The organism is Glutamicibacter sp. NPDC090743, from assembly GCF_044769125.1.
Classification (GTDB): domain Bacteria; phylum Actinomycetota; class Actinomycetes; order Actinomycetales; family Micrococcaceae; genus Glutamicibacter.
In genome coordinates, this window is the sequence record NZ_JBIVXE010000001.1 from 576,505 (window position 1) to 592,662 (window position 16,158).

Here is a 16,158-nt window from a genome sequence, read left to right on the forward strand (position 1 = left end):
TGCCTTACTTCGCTGCCTCTAGCAGGGCAGCGATTCCGGCGGCGCGGTCCGTGAGGTTCACGCGCAGCACTGGGCGGTTATGTTCGGCGTCAGCCAGTACTGCGCCATCGCCGATCGCCTGGGCGGTGATCAGGCCGCCGAAGGTGTACGGACGCTCCGGGATCCCAAGGTCTTCCTTGTGATTCGCGGTGACCTGCAAGAACACGCCCTGTGCCGGGCCGCCCTTGTGGTACTGGCCGGTGGAGTGCAAGAAGCGCGGACCCCAGCCGAAGGTGACTGGACGGCCGGTCTTCTTGGCGAGCAGATCGCGCAGTGCGGCAAGCTCCTGGTCCGCATTGCGGTTCAGGTATGCCTGGATGGCAAGGTAGCCGTCTGCCGGAAGCTGCGCGGCGAGCTGCTCCACAGCCGCCTCCAAGGTCTTGGCCCCGGTGCCGTAGAGCTCAACTGGTCCGTCCACTGCATCCGGTGCGCTCTGCGCCGGAGCATCGAGCATGGAACGGGCGGCGATCTTCGCGGCCTCGACATCAGGCTGGTCGAAGGGGCTGATGCCCAGCAGGTAGCCGGCCACGGCGGTGGCGTACTCGAAGATCATGAAGGCGGTGCCCAGCGGTGCACTGAAGTGCACGGCGGTGGCGTCCTCGTCGAAATCCTCAGGCAGCGCGTCGTAGACGAACAGCGGCAGCACGTCCTGGGCCGGGTTCGCCAGCTCCGGTGCATCCACATGCGCGGCAACAGGCAGCACGCCCTTGCCTTCCTTGCCGGTGGACTCGGCGATCAGCTGCTCGGCCCAGTCGCCGAAGCCCGGCAGTGCATCGCCCACACAGGCAATCAGCAGCTTGTCGCGGCCCGCGGTAGCCATGGCGGCACCCAGGTGCAGCGCGAGGTTGTCCTCGTCGTCCAGGGCCAGCACATCGTTGATCAGCCCGGATTCTTCAACCAGGGCTTCGATGTCCGCGCCGGCCAGGCCCGAAGGGACCAGGCCGAAAGCGGTCAACGCCGAGTAGCGCCCGCCGACGTTCGGATCCGCAGTGAATACCGCGCGCACGCCATCAGGATTATCCATGGGCGAGCCCGGATCGGTGACCAGCACCAAGCGGGTCGCCGGATCAATGCCGGCAGCCTGGAACGCAGCGGTGAACGCACGGCGCTGCGAATCGGTTTCCACGGTGGAACCCGACTTGGAAGCAACTACCACGACGGTGCGCTGCAGATCGGTTTCCACGATCTGCTTGACCATCGACGGATCGGTGGTGTCGCAGATGACCAGTTCCACCTCGTCATGGGCGGTGATGACCTCAGGAGCCAGCGAGGAGCCGCCCATGCCGCACAGCACGATGCGGGTCAGGCCCTCTTCTTGCAGCTCATCGCGCAGATCCAGGATCTGCGGGATCAGTTTGCCAGCTGCCTCGAAGGGGTTGACCCAACCGAGGCGGATGGCCGATTCAGCTTCTGCTTCAGGACCCCAAATGGTCGGGTCCTGGGCGGCGATGCGGCTGCCGATCTTCGCTTCGATCAGCTTCGGGAGCAACGCATCGACGGAGGCCAGGGCCTCGCCGGAGGTTACCAGACCAAGCTCCATCTACTTGGCTCCCTTCAATGCCACAGCCATGTCCTCAAGCAGCTCGTTCCATGCGACGTCGAACTTCTGAACGCCTTCGACCTCGAGCAGGTCCACGACCTCGTTGTAGTCGATGCCCAGTGCAGCGAGCTTGTCCAGCACGCGGTTGGCCGCATCGTAGCCGCCGGCGATCGCGTTGCCGCGCACCTCGGCTTCAGCCACGGTGGCGTCCAGGGTCTTCTCCGGCATGGTGTTCACGGTCTGCGGTGCGACCAGTTCGGTCACGTACAGGGTCGATGGGTAGGCAGGATCCTTCACGCCGGTCGAAGCCCACAGCGGACGCTGGACGTTGGCGCCGGCAGCTGCCAGCACCTCGTAGCGTGCCGAAGCGAAGGACTCTTCGAAGACCTGGTAGGCCAGGCGGGCATTGGCCACGCCGGCCTGGCCGCGCACGGCGGCCGCGGCATCGGTGCCGATGGCGTCCAGGCGCTTGTCGATTTCCGAATCCACGCGGGAAACGAAGAAGGAAGCGACCGAGTGGATCTTGGACAGGTCCACGCCGGCAGCGTGGGCCTTCTCCAAGCCCAGCAGGTAGGCGTTGATGACCTCGCGGTAGCGTTCCAGCGAGAAGATCAGGGTGACGTTCACCGAAATGCCGGCGGCAATGGTTTCGGTGATGGCTTCCAGGCCCTCGACGGTTGCCGGGATCTTGATCAGCACGTTCTCGCGGTTCACGCGTTCGTACAGGGCCTTGGCCTGGGCGATGGTCGGTGCGGTCTCGTGAGCCAGGCGGGGATCGACCTCGATGGACACGCGGCCGTCGAAGCCCTGGGAGGACTCGTAGACGCCCTTGAACAGGTCGCAGGCAGCTGCCACGTCGTCGCTGGTGATCTCGGTGATCGCGTCTTCCACCGAGCGGTGCTTCTGCTCGGCGATGGCCTCGCCGTACACCTCTGCCTTGGACAGCGATGCCGCGAAGATTGCCGGGTTGGTGGTCACGCCGACCACGTTCTTCTCTTCGATCAGCTTGGCCAGCGAGCCGCTGGTCAGCCGTTCACGCGAAAGGTCGTCCAGCCAGATGGAGACGCCGGCATCGGACAGGGCCTGGGTATTCGGGTTGCTCATAATCTTTACTTCGGTTCCTTACTTGGCAGCGTTCTGCATGGAGGTTTCGGCAGCGGCTACAACAGCCTCGGTGGTGATGCCGAACTCGGAGTACAGCTTCTTGTAATCGGCGGAAGCGCCGAAGTGATCCAGCGAAATGATTTCGCCGTGCGCGCCGACCAGCTCGCGCCAGCCCTGGGCCACGCCGGCTTCAACCGAAACGCGGGCGGTGATGGCTGCCGGCAGGACCTCTTCGCGGTAGGCCGCGTCCTGCTTGGCGAACCATTCCAGCGACGGCAGCGAAACGACGCGGGCCGCGACGTTCTTGGCAGCCAGGGCTTCGCGGGCCTCGATGGCCAGCTCGACCTCGGAGCCGGTGGCCAGCAAGATGACATCCGGAGTGGTCTCCGCGCCATCGCGCACAGCCTCTGCGAGGATGTAGCCGCCCTTCAGCGTGCCTTCGGCGCCGCGGAAGCCGGTGGCCGCGCGGTCGTAGATTGGCAGGTTCTGGCGGGAGAGGACGATGCCCGACGGGGTGTCGGTCAGCTCGAGGATGCCGCGCCATGCGTAGGCGACCTCGTTGGCATCCGCTGGGCGGACCACATCGAAGTTCGGGATGATGCGCAGCGAAGCGAGCTGCTCCACTGGCTGGTGGGTCGGGCCGTCTTCGCCCAGGCCGATGGAGTCGTGGGTCCACACGAAGATCGACGGGACACCCATCAGCGCGGCCAAGCGGATCGCCGGACGCTGGTAGTCCGAGAAGATCAGGAAGGTGCCGGAGAATGCACGGGTCGGGCTGGAGAGCACGATGCCGTTCACGATCGAGGCGGCGGCGTGCTCGCGGATGCCGAAGTGCAGCACGCGGCCGTACGGGCTGGCGGACCAGGAATCGGTGGAGCGGCGCTCGGGAGCGAAGGACTTCGCGGTCTCGATGGTGGTGTTGTTCGAACCGGCGAGGTCGGCAGAGCCGCCCCAGAGTTCTGGCAATTCATCGGCGATCGCGTTGATGACCTTGCCCGACGCGGCGCGGGTAGCCATGGTGGAGCCTGGCTCGAAGGTCGGGATCTTCTCGGTCCAGCCCTCTGGCAATTCGCCAGCCTGCAGACGCTCAAGCAGGGCGGCTTCTTCCGGGTTGGCGGACTTCCAGGCCTCGAAGGTCTCGTTCCACGAGGCGTGCAGCTGCGCACCGCGGGTTACGACCTCGCGGGCGTGAGCCAGTACATCGTCCTCGATCTGGAAGTTCTTCTCGGGGTCGAAGCCCAGGATCGTCTTCAGGCCGGCAACTTCGTCGGTACCCAGCTTCGAGCCGTGGATGCCGCCGGTGTTCTGCTTGGTCGGCGATGGCCAACCGATGATGGTGCGCAGGCTGATGATCGACGGGCGGGAGGTCTCGGCCTTCGCGGCGCGCACAGCAGCATCCAGTGCGGCCATGTCCTCGACGTATTCTCCGGTGACGGTCCAGTCCACGCGCTGGGTGTGCCAGCCATAGGACTCGTAGCGGCCCAGCACGTCTTCGGTGAAGGCGATGTCGGTGTCGTTCTCGATGGAGATCTTGTTGTCATCGTAGATCACAACGAGGTTGCCCAGTTCCTGGTGGCCGGCCAGCGAGGAGGCCTCGGAGGTGACGCCTTCCTGCAGGTCGCCATCGGAAGCGATGACGTAGACAGTGTGGTCGAACGGGCTGGTCCCTGCCTCGGCAGCTGGATCCAGCAGGCCGCGCATGCGGCGCTGGGAGTAGGCGAAACCAACGGCGGAAGCCAGGCCCTGGCCCAGCGGACCGGTGGTGATCTCAACGCCGGCGGTGTGGCCGAACTCCGGGTGGCCCGGAGTCTTGGCGCCCCAGGTGCGCAGCGCTTCGATGTCTTCCATCTCCAGGCCGTAGCCCGAGAGGAACAGCTGCAGGTACAGGGTCAGCGAGGTGTGGCCCGGGGAAAGCACGAAACGGTCTCGGCCGATCCAGTTCGGATCCTTCGGATCGTGGCGCAGGTGCTTCTGGAAAATCAAGTAGGCGGCCGGAGCCAAGCTCATTGCGGTACCGGGGTGGCCATTGCCAACCTTTTCGACGGCGTCGGCTGCCAGGACACGGGTGGTGTCGATGGCCTTACGGTCCAACTCGGTCAGTGAGAATTCTTCAACTAAGGATTCAGTCGCCACAGCGGCGTTCCTTCCATTCAGGCTTGGACGGGAGATATCTCCCGCTGACACGCAATACGCCGTCGCCTCCTGCTTCCTCCGGCTGTGCTTTATTCAGAGGGATGCAGGTCGCGACGGCGCAATCTGAGTCAACTCTATCGCGAAAAGGCGTATTGGGGCGTTGGATTTAGCAAGATGACACAGAATTATTCGGTTTGCGCAGAAGGTGGACTCGATACGGCTATTCATGCCACGGCGTGAGCGAATTGCTCAGGCATTCTGCGCATCCGTGCGCAGGTGGCAGCCGGGGGATATGGGTGGCCGGGCACTTCTGCCAGCCGGTGCACGGCAACCAACTAACGTTACAAGGAATAGGATTTGTTCAGCTGGCGGACATCAGTTGCTATCTTTGTTCATTTGGGAGCAGCGTCCGGGGGACCACGCGCGATCTGCCGAAATGCTGTTGGGCATTTGGGACCGGATGAGTTCTCCCGCCGCGCGGGGTTATTCCATCGAAGGCTCCCGGCTCGTCGACTTTGACGTGCTGCAACGGTTCGCGGGAAACGCTGGTTGGGGCGGGGGCCGCCTGCAGAAGATCGGTTCGAGGAGCAGAATCCGATGGGAGCGCGAAGCCGCAAAGGTGCATGGCTAGCCGCCGGGCAGGTGATTGTAGCGTCTTGAATTGAGCCAAATCACCATTTTTCAACTGTGATCCTCTCCGTGGGGAGTTTCAATCAATTTCTATCCAGCGTAGAATGACAGTGTCTGTCTTGTACCCGTGAAGAACTGAGTGCGTTTAATTGAAGACTCAAAGTGTCGCCGCAGCATCAGTGCCCCGCGCATCGCGTCAGCCTGATGAAAATGCCGGCGATTTTCTGAAGCGCAAGGCCAATGCCTATGTGGCGTTGACGAAGCCTCGCGTAATCGAGTTGCTGCTAGTGAGCACCCTTCCGACCATGATCTTTGCCGAACGGGGTTTCCCCTCCGTCTGGCTCATGATCTCCACCCTTGTTGGTGGAGCTATGGCCGCAGGTGCTTCTGGTGCATTCAACTGCTATATCGATCGCGATATGGATAAGTTGATGAAGCGTACCAAGGGGCGCCCTTTGGTCACTGGGGACCTCACCCCGAGGGAGGCACTGGTCTTCTCTTGGGTATTGGCCATAGCCTCCCTGGTGGTTCTCTGGGTTGGCACCAATCCGCTGACGACCGCCTTGGGCCTGGCTGCAATCCTCCTCTACGTCGTGTTCTACACTTTGATCCTCAAGCGCCGTACTGCCCAGAACATTGTCTGGGGTGGCATCGCCGGCTGCATGCCTGTGCTGATCGCTTGGGCCGCAGTGACCAACACAATTGAATGGCCAGCGATCATCCTGTTCCTGGTGATCTTCCTCTGGACCCCGCCGCATTACTGGCCGCTGTCCATGAAGTATGCGGATGACTACAACGCGGCTTCAGTGCCTATGCTGGGCGCGATCGCCAACGCTCGCCGCGTTTCGGTACAGGTTGTGCTCTACGCTTGGGCCACTGTCGTTTGCTCGATGCTGCTGGTCCCACTAGGTAGCGCAGGAATCGTTTACACCGCAATCGCTGGCGGCGCGGGCATCTGGTTCGTCTACGAATCGCACGTGCTCTACCGCGAAGCGCAGAGCGACCATAAGCCGGCTGAGATCAACCGCAAGGCCATGAAGGTCTTCCATATCTCCATCACCTACTTGTCGATCGTATTCCTGGCCTTGGCCATTGACCCGTTCGTGGGTAGCCCGCTGTTCGGCTAGGTTCAACGCCCCAGCTGAGCGTCGGTTAGCGCCCTTCCTGGAATCCAAATGAAATTGGATTCCAGGAAGGGCGCTTTTCTGCGTTCAGGCGTAGTTGCCCTTTACGTTGGTCAATGCATGCGCACCAAGCGTTTAGGCAGAAATTACTCTCATCGAGGGAGATAAGACTGGACCTTGCTATGCAAGTCTTGCTACGCAAGGTATGGTTATGGCATGTCCGATCAACGCGAGAAAATCGCCACGAATATACGCAAGGGCGTCCTTGAGTACTGTGTGCTGGCTTCGTTAGCCAGCGCAGATAAATACGGGTTGGAGCTGGCAGAAGAGCTCACCGCGCGGAAGCTTACCGCCGGCGAGGGGAGCCTGTATCCGTTGCTGGCGCGCATGAAAGCCACTGGGCTGGTAGAAACCTACTGGGAAGAAAGCGCGTCGGGACGCAAACGGAAGTACTACACCATTACCGAGCACGGGCATCTGATGGTTGGCGAGTTCCGCGGGGTATGGGAAGCAATTTCAATGCAAGTCACCGATCTACTTGGAGAACAACATGGCATCGACAGCTGAGCAGTACAGCGCGGAAGCGTATTTGCGGGAATTGGGGAAGCTCCTGCGCGGTGCTCCAAGGGATATGGGCTTAGAGCTTCTGGAGGATGTGGCGCAGCATATCGAGGATGGCCGAGCCCTAGGCAGGGATGATGACCAGATCCTCGCCGCGCTAGGCAGTCCTGAAGCTGTTGCAGCCCCTCTGGTGGCCGAGTACGCGGCTCCGCAAGAGCGGGCCATCCTACGCAGGAATAGCTTGGTGCTCGGTGCGGTGGCACTGGTCCTCGGTGTCCTTGTCTCCATCATCGATACGACTCTGGCAGATACCCTGGGTGACCTGATTTTTGGCGCTTCTGTGCCAGGAGGTGAGGGCAGTAGCTACGACTCGATATATGAGCAAGGCGCATTGCAACTGCTGATCTTCGCAATATTCGGACTTGGCGTAGCGGCCACCGCGGTCATGAAGGGAAAAGCGGCACGAATCTACGGCTACGCGGCGGCCTTGTGCATGACAGTGCTCGTTGCCGGATTCATTACCAGCAGTGGAATCTTCTATATCCCGTCAATGATTGCAGCATGGATGCTTGTCGGAATCAATGGGCGTTCTTCCAAATCGGTGAATCGAGAACCGCGTTCGAAATTGATCCGCATCATTGGTGGCACTGCTCTGCTATTGCCAGTCGTGTTCCTGGGAGCCGCATCGTTCACGGGTATCGAGCCGAACGTCGCCGTATACGCATACCTTGCCCTGGGCTTGGCCTGCGGCATCGGGTTCTTGTCCAATTCCCGGATTGCTCTATGGGCTACCTGCGCTTGCGGTGCTGCCCTCCTTGCGGTTTCCGTCGTGGATCAAGGGCTGCTGCTTGCGTCATTCTGGCTAGCCGGAACAGTCTATTGCTTCTTTGGACTTTATGGTTTGATGTGGTTCACGCGCCGTGGAACGGCCGGGGGACAGCGTTAAGCATCTGGGGGTTGCCCTGCACATCGAGTGCAGGGCAACCCCCAGTCATTTACTCAGGATTCTAGTAATCGTTGCGCTGGTATTCGGGAAGGATGGCAGCCCGATCCCAGACGTTTGCCGAGGCGGCAAGCAGCAAGCTCGCGCCGAGCATGTGGGAGAGTACCAGGGCGACAGGCAACCCATTGAAATGCTGGATGTAGCCAATTGCTGCCTGGACCGCAATTGCCGCGACAAGCCACCAGATGGCGATGCGAAGCTGGGTGTTTCCGCCCTGCTTGTAGGCCAGGATCAGCACCACGATGGTTGCGGCAACGAGCAAGTACACCGGAGCAGTATGCATGCGGGTTACCAGCAGCGGATCGAACAAGTGGCGCGGGGCATCGGCATCGCCTGCATGCGGTCCGGTGCCGGTCACGATAGTTCCGAATGCCACTGCGAGCAGGGAGAAGATCCATGCGGCGAAGGAGAGCTGGCGGATCGACTTGCTGCTCTGATCGAACTTGCGGTTCTTCAGTTCCTTGGCGGTGCGGTTCACCTGGAATGTTGCCATGATGACCAGTGCGCCGGAAATCAGGAAGTGCACCGAAACGACCCAAGCGTTCAGTCCGGTCCACACGGTGATGGCTCCGATGAGCGCCTGCAACGCGATGCCGGCGAGCAAGCCGATGGACAGCTTGAACAGGGTGCGGTGGGTCGGGCGCATCTTCCAGATGGAGATCAGGAACGCGACAGCGATGACCAGCAGGACAAAAGTCAGCAGGCGGTTGCCGAACTCGATGATTCCATGGATGCCCATTTCCGGGACAGGGGTCATCGAACCGGGAACGCAATTGGGCCAGTGGGAGCAGCCGAGGCCCGAATTCGTCAAGCGTACGGCTCCACCGGTGACGATAATGCCAATCTGCGAGATCAGGGATGCGATCGCTAGACCATGCACGAGGCGAGTGACCTTCGTGGGCAGTTTATCGGCCCAGCTCTGGGTGGCTTGGGCTGAAGACATTGAAATCTCCCTTTTCGGAATTTGGGTGGTGGTCAGCTCCATTTGAACAGCTTGATGGCTGCAAAGGAGCCAACTGCTGACCAAAGGATCAAGAAGATGAGGCCAGCAATGCTGAACTGGCCGTGGATCAGGGCATCGCGCATGGCATCGCCCAGCGCTGCTGATGGCAGCGCATTCAGGGTTGGCTGGGCCCAATCAGGGGCCATGCTCAAGGGGTAGAGGACACCGCCGGCACCGGCCAGCAGGATCCAGGCAAGGTTGGTGATCGCCAACGTCGCTTCAGGGCGGACGGTGCCGGCAATCAGCAGGCCCAGCGCGGTAAACGCGGCTGCGCCCAGGAGCAGGAAGAGTATAGCCGGAGCAATGCCCCAGGGGTTCGGATGCCAGTCCAGGAACAACAAGGAGACAGAGCAGATTAAGACGACCTGGATCAGCAGGACCGACAGCACGGCAATGACCTTGCCGAAAATCAGTCCGGTTTTCCCCAGCGGCGTAGTGGAGAACATGGTCAGCACGCCATAGCGGCGGTCAAATCCGGTGCCAATTCCCTGCCCGGTGAAAGCCGTCGAAATGACGCACAAGGCCAAGACGCCAGGAACGGCGGCATCAATGCTGCGGTCTGCGACATCCTTGACCAGATCGGTCAGGGTGAGCACGAAGAGTGCAATGAGCGGCATGACAACAGCGAGAATGAGCTGTTCGCCATTGCTGAGCATCTGGATGGATTCGTATTTGCCCTGGTTCAGGATTCGGCGCAGTGGCGAGACAGCATTGGAGCGTGCCTGTGTTTGGCTCATGCCCTTCCCTCCTTTTGTGCGATTTCAAGGAAAACGTCTTCGAGGCTTCGTGACTGCAAGTTGAGCTCGGTTGGCAAAATGCCCTCCTGGAGCCACCAATGGGTTAGCCAGTTCAAGTGTTCGGGGGAGTTGACCCCGTCGAGCCGGTATTGGCCGGCTCCGGTCTCCTCCAGGTGCAATCCTGCCGGTGGTTCAGGTAGGCGCAGCCCTGCTGGGGCGCAGAAGGACACCGGGCGGGTGTCCTGGTCTTCGGCAGCGCGGGCCGTCAGCTCGGCCACGGTGCCTTGCGCCACGGTGCAGCCCTTGTCGATGATGTAGACGTAGTCGCTGAGGCGTTGCGCGTCATCCATGAGGTGGGTGGTGAGGATGATGGCCTTTCCTGCATCGCGAAGTTCGGCAATGAGGTCGAAGACTACCTGGCGGGACTGCGGATCCAGACCAGCACTTGGTTCATCGAGGAAGAGCACTTCCGGATCTCCGGCCAGCGCCAGGGCCAAGGCGACGCGCTGCTTCTGGCCACCAGAGAGACGGCGGATCGTGCGGGTGCCAAATGATTCTAGATCCAACCGTGTGATCAACGCATCAATATCAATGGGCTTCTGATAGAGGGAAGCGACGTGCCTCAAGAGCGGAACCGGGCGCATTGAGGGTGGCAACCCTCCGTCCTGGAGCATGACTCCGACGCGGGAACGCAATTCGGGATTGTCGCCGAAGGGGTTCTGGCCCAGGAGTTCGACGGTTCCGCCTTCGGGCTGAAGCAGCCCCTGGGCACAAGCGAGGGTCGTGGATTTGCCGGCTCCGTTAGCGCCTAAAAGCGTGGTGACCTGACCCGGATAAGCTTTTAGGGACACCGACTCCAGGACTCGCAACATGCGATTGTCCAAGGCGGGGACCGGACCTAAATCTTTAGCCAGCTCGTTGATGACAAGGCTGGGAATTACAGAAGACACTGAAACATTCTACGACATGTCGAACTGGCTGAGCTGAGTGTTTTGTCACCAACCCTCGAGTTCCGTTGAGGTGGGCGGGACAATGGAAGTGTCAGAGGTTCGATTCAAGTAACGCACTAGTCGGGCAAGCATGTCCTTAGTAAGTCCTTCCTTACTAGACCTAGAGCAAAAATTTACGCATGATTGTGTTGTGTATTCATCAAATTCAGAATCAGCTAGTGGCTCCACTGCCGCGACAGTTGGCGCAGTTGGGGATACCGAGGAGCGTACGCGCGACCGCGTCCTGTACGCAGTACTCGAGGACGGGCCGGTCAGTGCTGCCGAGCTTGGAAGCAAGCTGGGCTTCACGCCTGCTGCGGTCCGCCGTCACCTCGACGCGCTCTCAAAATCGGGACTCGTAGAGGTGAAACTGGTAGCCAACCAGAAAACCGGTGCTGGACGTCCGTCGCGTCGCTACGTGCTTTCGCACCGCGGGCAGACGAAGTTGGGCAACGATTACCTGGAGATTGCTTCCGACGCATTGAAGATGCTCGGCGATGCGGCCGGAGAGGACGCGATTCGCAAGTTTGCGCGTAACCGCTTCGCATCAATGGAAGACCGATACGCCAAGGCGCTGGTCGGCGTTGAAGGGCTGGAAGCACGAGCCGAGGTGCTGGGCAATTTGCTCAGTGCAGATGGATTCGTGGGATACACCCGAAAAGTGGATACCAAAGTGGCAACTGCCCTGATGCATAGCGTGCAGCTATGCCAGGGACACTGCCCGATACAAGACTTGGCACGAGAGTTTCCAGTGTTTTGCGACATGGAAACGGAAATGTTCGCCCGCTTGCTGGGCGTCGACGTCCGACGACTGTCGACCTTGGCCGGTGGAGGACACGTGTGCACGACCCACATCCCTGTGGGGCGTGAAAAGGCGCCAATGCGCGCTGAGAAAAGAACTCGAATTCAGTTCACGAAGCAGGAGAGGCCGCGATGACGGATCAGATTGCACAGGAGTCTGCCGACCCGGGTGTAATTTCCGAAATTCTGGAGAAGAACCCCGAACTCCACGGAATCGGCAATTACGAATACGGCTGGTCAGACAAGAACGACGCGGGTGCAAATGCGCGCCGTGGCGTCGACAAGGACGTAGTGGCGAATATCTCCGCCCTGAAGTCCGAGCCAGAATGGATGCTGGAGCGTCGCCAGAAGGCGCTGAAGTACTTCGATCGCAAGCCAATGCCTACCTGGGGTCCAGACCTCTCGGGTATTGATTTCGACAACATCAAGTACTTCGTGCGTTCCACCGAGAAGCAGGCGACCTCCTGGGAAGAACTTCCAGAAGACATCAAGAACACCTACGACAAGTTGGGTATTCCAGAGGCTGAAAAGCAGCGTCTGGTGTCTGGCGTTGCCGCCCAGTACGAGTCCGAGGTTGTTTACCACCAGCTGCGTGAAGACCTTGAAGCCCAGGGCGTCATCTTCCTTGACACCGACACTGGACTGAAGGAGCACCCGGAGATCTTCCAGGAGTACTTCGGCTCGGTCATTCCAGCGGGCGACAACAAGTTCGCTTCGCTGAACACTGCCGTGTGGTCCGGCGGCTCGTTCGTGTACGTCCCGAAGGGCGTCCACGTGGAGATCCCGCTGCAGGCTTACTTCCGCATCAACACGGAAAACATGGGCCAGTTTGAACGCACCCTGATCATCGCTGATGAGGGCTCCTACGTTCACTACATCGAGGGTTGCACCGCACCGATCTACCAGTCGGATTCGCTGCACTCTGCCGTTGTGGAAATCATCGTGAAGAAGGACGCCCGCGTTCGCTACACCACGATCCAGAACTGGTCGAACAACGTCTACAACCTGGTGACCAAGCGTGCCGTCTGCGAAGAAGGCGCCACCATGGAATGGGTCGATGGCAACATCGGCTCGAAGGTCACCATGAAGTACCCAGCCGTTTACCTCGTTGGCGAACGCGCCAAGGGTGAGACCCTGTCCATCGCCTTCGCCGGCGAGGGCCAGCACCAGGACACCGGATCCAAGATGGTCCACATCGCTCCGAACACCTCTTCGGCCATTGTGGCCAAGTCGGTGGCTCGTAACGGTGGCCGCTCGGCTTACCGCGGCCTGGTCCAGGTCCAGGAAGGCGCCAAGGGCACCAAGAACTCGGTGGTCTGCGACGCGTTGCTGGTCGACCAGATCTCGCGTTCGGATACCTACCCGTACATCGACGTCCGCGAGGACGACGTAACCATGGGCCACGAGGCGACCGTCTCGCGCGTTTCCGAAGAGCAGCTGTTCTACCTGATGTCCCGCGGCATGGCCGAGGACGAGGCCATGGCAATGATCGTGCGTGGCTTCGTTGAGCCAATCGCACGCGAGCTGCCTATGGAGTACGCGCTGGAACTGAACCGCCTTATTGAACTTCAGATGGAAGGATCGGTCGGCTAAGAATGTCGGAGACCACCACCCATATCCCAGCAGAGAAGGCGCGCATCGGCGCACCATCGATTCCTGGTTTCACCGAAGAGGGCGAAGACCTTTCGCCGATCAACGACAATGACAGCTCGCCGCTGGCCGGTGCCTCCACCAAGGCGCACAGCCACGGCGGCGGAGTTGGAGTTCCCGATTCATCGCGTGCCGGTCGACTGACCAGCACCAACGTAGATGACTTCGCCAAGCTGACCGGTCGTGAAGAGGACTGGCGCTTCACCCCGCTCAAGCGCCTGAAGGGCCTGCACAGCGATGACCTCACCGGCGCGGCTCCGAAGATAGAGCTCGCCGGCAACGGAATCGCCAAGCTGTCGGTTGTTCCGGCTGGCGACGCGCTGAACGGTGTTGCGCATACCCCGGATGACCGCGTGTCGGCCAACGCTTGGAAGTTCGCTTCCGAGACCCACGTTGTGACGATCCCGAAGAACGCCGAAGGTGCCAACGCAACCCTGCGCATCACCGGCGAGTCGCTGGCAGCGGCGGCTCAGCACCTCATCGTTGTTGCCGAGGAAAATTCCGAAGCTACTGTTGTGCTGGACCACGTTGGTTCGGCAGTGCTGGCACAGAACGTCGAGTTCGACGTCCAGGCCAACGCCCGCCTGACCGTGATCTCCCTGCAGGCTTGGGAAGATGACGCCGTTCACGCTTCCTCGCAGCAAGCGCTGGTAGCTGCTGGCGCTTCGTTCAAGCACATTGTAGTTTCCTTCGGTGGCGACTTGGTTCGCGTGAACCCATCGGCTCGCTTCACCGGCGAACGCGCTGAGATCGAGCTCTACGGCTTGTACTTCGCAGATGCCGGCCAGCACCTGGAGCACCGCTTGTTCGTTGACCACGCTGTTGCCAACTGCAAGTCGAACGTGCTGTACAAGGGTGCGCTGCAGGGCAAGGACGCACACACCGTGTGGGTTGGCGATGTGCTGATCCAGAAGGCTGCTGTGGGTACCGACTCCTACGAAGCCAACCGCAACCTGGTTCTGACCGATGGCGCCCGCGCTGATTCGGTTCCGAACCTGGAAATCGAAACCGGTCTGATCGATGGTGCTGGCCACGCATCGACCACCGGCCGCTTCGACGATGAGCACCTCTTCTACCTGATGGCTCGCGGCATCGATGAAAAGACCGCACGCCGCTTGGTAGTTCGCGGATTCCTGAACGAAATCGTTCAGCAGATCGGCGATGAGGCTCTGCAGGAGCGACTGACCGACACCATCGAAGAAGAATTGGCTGCTACCGAGAACTAGGTAGTGCTCGCTTCACCAGCTTTTTAGCCTTAGCGCTTTTTAGAAAGAAACGGAACGACGTATGTCTACTCTGGAAATCAAGGACCTGCACGTCTCGATTGACACCGAGCAGGGCGAGAAGGAAATTCTCAAGGGTGTAACCCTGACCATCAAGACCGGCGAAACCCACGCAATCATGGGCCCTAACGGCTCGGGCAAGTCGACCTTGGCTTCGACCATCGCTGGCCACCCGCGCTACAACGTCACCTCCGGCTCCATCACCCTCGATGGTGAAGATGTCCTGGAGATGAGCGTCGACGAGCGCGCCAAGGCTGGCCTGTTCCTGGCTATGCAGTACCCGGTAGAGGTACCAGGCGTAACCATGACCAACTTCCTGCGTACCGCCAAGACCGCCATCGACGGCGAAGCTCCAAAGCTGCGTACTTGGACCAAAGACGTCAAGGAAGCTATGAGCAAGCTGAAGATCGATGCCGACTTCGCTGGCCGTAACGTCAACGAAGGCTTCTCCGGCGGCGAGAAGAAGCGCGTCGAGATCCTGCAGCTGGAACTGTTCAAGCCCAAGTTCGCAGTACTGGACGAGACCGACTCCGGCCTGGACGTCGACGCTCTGAAGGTTGTCTCCGAGGGCGTTAACCGCGCACAGGACGAGAACGAAATGGGCACCCTGCTCATCACCCACTACACCCGCATCCTGCGCTACATCAAGCCAGAATTCGTGCACGTGTTCGTGGATGGCCGAGTTGCAGAACAGGGCGGCCCGGAACTGGCTGACCGTCTGGAAGAAGAAGGCTACGACCGTTACCTGAACGTCAAGGCCTAAGGTTACAGTCATGAGCGAATCGACCGAACAGAGCACGGGAGCCGCTACGACTCCTCTGGAAGACGTTGAGGAAGCGCTCAAGGACGTCATTGACCCTGAACTGGGTGTCAATATTGTCGACCTGGGTTTGCTGTACGGCCTGAAGTACGCGGATGACGGCGTACTTTTGCTGGACCTCACGCTGACAACCGCCGCTTGCCCGCTCACCGATATTATCGAAGAGCAGGTCGGCCAGGCGCTGGAGAGCGTTGTGGACGACCACCGTTTGAACTGGGTCTGGATGCCGCCTTGGGGTCCAGAACGAATCACCGATGACGGTCGCGATCAGATGCGAGCCCTGGGCTTCAACATCTAATTTAGACTGTTTCAAGCAGAACCGCTTGCTCCCTACGGGGGTGAGCGGTTCTGTTCGTTAACGCCCGAGGGGCCTGCATTCCTTCTGGTATCTCGTGGAAGAGCCGAAAGCGAAAGGGGTACCCGGGGCAGAATCGGGGAGCAGCGCATGTCCGAAGCTGCAAACGGTGCACATGAGAGCGCAACGTGGCCGATCGCAGAAATCGACGAAGCACCCAAGGACGTGAATGACCTCGCGCTGGGAGTCAACATTGTTGGCCTGGGCCTGCTTTACGGACGGTGTTTCGACGGCGATTCAGTCCTGGAAATCGACCTGACGTTGACGACGCCTGCCTGCCCGCTGACCGATCTACTCGAAGCGCAGATTGATGAAGTGCTGAAGAACCTTGTCGACGGCCGGAATCAGATGCAGGCCTTGGGGTTCAACATCTAGGCCAATGCCCC

Annotated in this window: 15 protein-coding genes; 9 read left to right on the forward strand and 6 right to left on the reverse strand. The window is 60.4% G+C overall.

Annotated elements, in window-relative coordinates:
• Positions 1-4: 4 nt before the first annotated feature.
• The 3 genes from ACIQTS_RS02775 to tkt are packed head-to-tail and all read right to left on the reverse strand — an operon-like array spanning position 5 to position 4,816.
• Positions 5-1,579, reverse strand: coding sequence for a glucose-6-phosphate isomerase (locus ACIQTS_RS02775; RefSeq protein ID WP_400288103.1), 1,575 nt, complete (start codon positions 1,577-1,579; stop codon positions 5-7).
• Positions 1,580-2,683 (reverse strand): transaldolase, encoded by a 1,104-nt coding sequence (gene tal / locus ACIQTS_RS02780; protein WP_402471021.1) that lies wholly within the window; start codon positions 2,681-2,683, stop codon positions 1,580-1,582.
• 18 nt (positions 2,684-2,701) lie between these two features.
• Positions 2,702-4,816 (reverse strand): transketolase, encoded by a 2,115-nt coding sequence (tkt, locus tag ACIQTS_RS02785; RefSeq protein ID WP_402471023.1) that lies wholly within the window; start codon positions 4,814-4,816, stop codon positions 2,702-2,704.
• An 809-nt stretch (positions 4,817-5,625) separates the two neighbouring features.
• On the opposite strand from tkt, the gene ACIQTS_RS02790 reads away from it, so the two are divergent.
• The 3 genes from ACIQTS_RS02790 (at position 5,626) to ACIQTS_RS02800 (ending at position 8,077) form a co-directional block, all read left to right on the forward strand.
• The gene (locus ACIQTS_RS02790; RefSeq protein ID WP_105656652.1) at positions 5,626-6,573 is read left to right on the forward strand and encodes a heme o synthase; all 948 of its coding nucleotides are present in this window, start codon (positions 5,626-5,628) and stop codon (positions 6,571-6,573) included.
• 213 nt (positions 6,574-6,786) lie between these two features.
• Positions 6,787-7,137 (forward strand): PadR family transcriptional regulator, encoded by a 351-nt coding sequence (locus ACIQTS_RS02795; RefSeq protein WP_400288097.1) that lies wholly within the window; start codon positions 6,787-6,789, stop codon positions 7,135-7,137.
• On the forward strand, positions 7,121-8,077 hold the full coding sequence (locus tag ACIQTS_RS02800) for a DUF1700 domain-containing protein (RefSeq protein WP_402471026.1): 957 nt from the start codon (positions 7,121-7,123) through the stop codon (positions 8,075-8,077). Before ACIQTS_RS02795 ends, ACIQTS_RS02800 begins: the two co-directional genes overlap by 17 nt.
• 61 nt (positions 8,078-8,138) lie before the next feature.
• Here the strand turns inward: ACIQTS_RS02800 and ACIQTS_RS02805 are convergent, their stop codons facing one another.
• From ACIQTS_RS02805 to ACIQTS_RS02815, 3 genes are read right to left on the reverse strand one after another with little or no spacing between them, the layout of a single operon-like run.
• The gene (locus tag ACIQTS_RS02805; protein WP_400288093.1) at positions 8,139-9,077 is read right to left on the reverse strand and encodes a heme A synthase; all 939 of its coding nucleotides are present in this window, start codon (positions 9,075-9,077) and stop codon (positions 8,139-8,141) included.
• A 32-nt stretch (positions 9,078-9,109) separates the two neighbouring features.
• Positions 9,110-9,874, reverse strand: a complete 765-nt coding sequence (locus tag ACIQTS_RS02810; RefSeq protein WP_105656649.1) for an ABC transporter permease — start codon at positions 9,872-9,874, stop codon at positions 9,110-9,112.
• A complete protein-coding gene (locus ACIQTS_RS02815; protein ID WP_402471029.1) occupies positions 9,871-10,824 on the reverse strand; it encodes an ABC transporter ATP-binding protein in 954 nt (317 codons plus the stop codon). The genes ACIQTS_RS02810 and ACIQTS_RS02815 overlap by 4 nt, the downstream gene beginning before the upstream one ends.
• Positions 10,825-11,014: 190 nt before the next feature.
• On the opposite strand from ACIQTS_RS02815, the gene ACIQTS_RS02820 reads away from it, so the two are divergent.
• The 6 genes from ACIQTS_RS02820 (at position 11,015) to ACIQTS_RS02845 (ending at position 16,147) form a co-directional block, all read left to right on the forward strand.
• Complete coding sequence (locus ACIQTS_RS02820; protein WP_105656647.1) at positions 11,015-11,800, forward strand: metalloregulator ArsR/SmtB family transcription factor; 786 nt, start codon at positions 11,015-11,017, stop codon at positions 11,798-11,800.
• Entirely contained in the window at positions 11,797-13,257 is a 1,461-nt protein-coding gene (sufB, locus tag ACIQTS_RS02825) for a Fe-S cluster assembly protein SufB (protein ID WP_133834195.1), read from the forward strand. The genes ACIQTS_RS02820 and sufB overlap by 4 nt, the downstream gene beginning before the upstream one ends.
• Positions 13,258-13,259: 2 nt before the next feature.
• Entirely contained in the window at positions 13,260-14,540 is a 1,281-nt protein-coding gene (gene sufD, locus ACIQTS_RS02830) for a Fe-S cluster assembly protein SufD (RefSeq protein ID WP_133834194.1), read from the forward strand.
• 61 nt (positions 14,541-14,601) lie between these two features.
• Positions 14,602-15,360: a Fe-S cluster assembly ATPase SufC gene (gene sufC / locus ACIQTS_RS02835; protein WP_105656644.1), complete on the forward strand. Its 759-nt coding sequence runs from the start codon at positions 14,602-14,604 to the stop codon at positions 15,358-15,360.
• Between the two features lie 10 nt (positions 15,361-15,370).
• Complete coding sequence (locus tag ACIQTS_RS02840; protein ID WP_133834193.1) at positions 15,371-15,715, forward strand: metal-sulfur cluster assembly factor; 345 nt, start codon at positions 15,371-15,373, stop codon at positions 15,713-15,715.
• 147 nt (positions 15,716-15,862) lie between these two features.
• The gene (locus ACIQTS_RS02845) at positions 15,863-16,147 is read left to right on the forward strand and encodes a metal-sulfur cluster assembly factor (protein ID WP_402471033.1); all 285 of its coding nucleotides are present in this window, start codon (positions 15,863-15,865) and stop codon (positions 16,145-16,147) included.
• Positions 16,148-16,158 lie beyond the last annotated feature (11 nt).

What these genes read in the sequence shown, in the direction of transcription:
- sufB (WP_133834195.1), top strand. Translation starts at nt 11,797, where the DNA reads ATGACGGATCAGATTGCACAGGAGTCTGCCGACCCGGGTGTAATTTCC.
- ACIQTS_RS02810 (WP_105656649.1), bottom strand. Translation starts at nt 9,874, where the DNA reads ATGAGCCAAACACAGGCACGCTCCAATGCTGTCTCGCCACTGCGCCGA.
- ACIQTS_RS02845 (WP_402471033.1), top strand. Translation starts at nt 15,863, where the DNA reads ATGTCCGAAGCTGCAAACGGTGCACATGAGAGCGCAACGTGGCCGATC.
- ACIQTS_RS02840 (WP_133834193.1), top strand. Translation starts at nt 15,371, where the DNA reads ATGAGCGAATCGACCGAACAGAGCACGGGAGCCGCTACGACTCCTCTG.
- ACIQTS_RS02775 (WP_400288103.1), bottom strand. Translation starts at nt 1,579, where the DNA reads ATGGAGCTTGGTCTGGTAACCTCCGGCGAGGCCCTGGCCTCCGTCGAT.
- tal (WP_402471021.1), bottom strand. Translation starts at nt 2,683, where the DNA reads ATGAGCAACCCGAATACCCAGGCCCTGTCCGATGCCGGCGTCTCCATC.
- sufD (WP_133834194.1), top strand. Translation starts at nt 13,260, where the DNA reads ATGTCGGAGACCACCACCCATATCCCAGCAGAGAAGGCGCGCATCGGC.
- ACIQTS_RS02795 (WP_400288097.1), top strand. Translation starts at nt 6,787, where the DNA reads ATGTCCGATCAACGCGAGAAAATCGCCACGAATATACGCAAGGGCGTC.
- ACIQTS_RS02800 (WP_402471026.1), top strand. Translation starts at nt 7,121, where the DNA reads ATGGCATCGACAGCTGAGCAGTACAGCGCGGAAGCGTATTTGCGGGAA.
- sufC (WP_105656644.1), top strand. Translation starts at nt 14,602, where the DNA reads ATGTCTACTCTGGAAATCAAGGACCTGCACGTCTCGATTGACACCGAG.
- ACIQTS_RS02805 (WP_400288093.1), bottom strand. Translation starts at nt 9,077, where the DNA reads ATGTCTTCAGCCCAAGCCACCCAGAGCTGGGCCGATAAACTGCCCACG.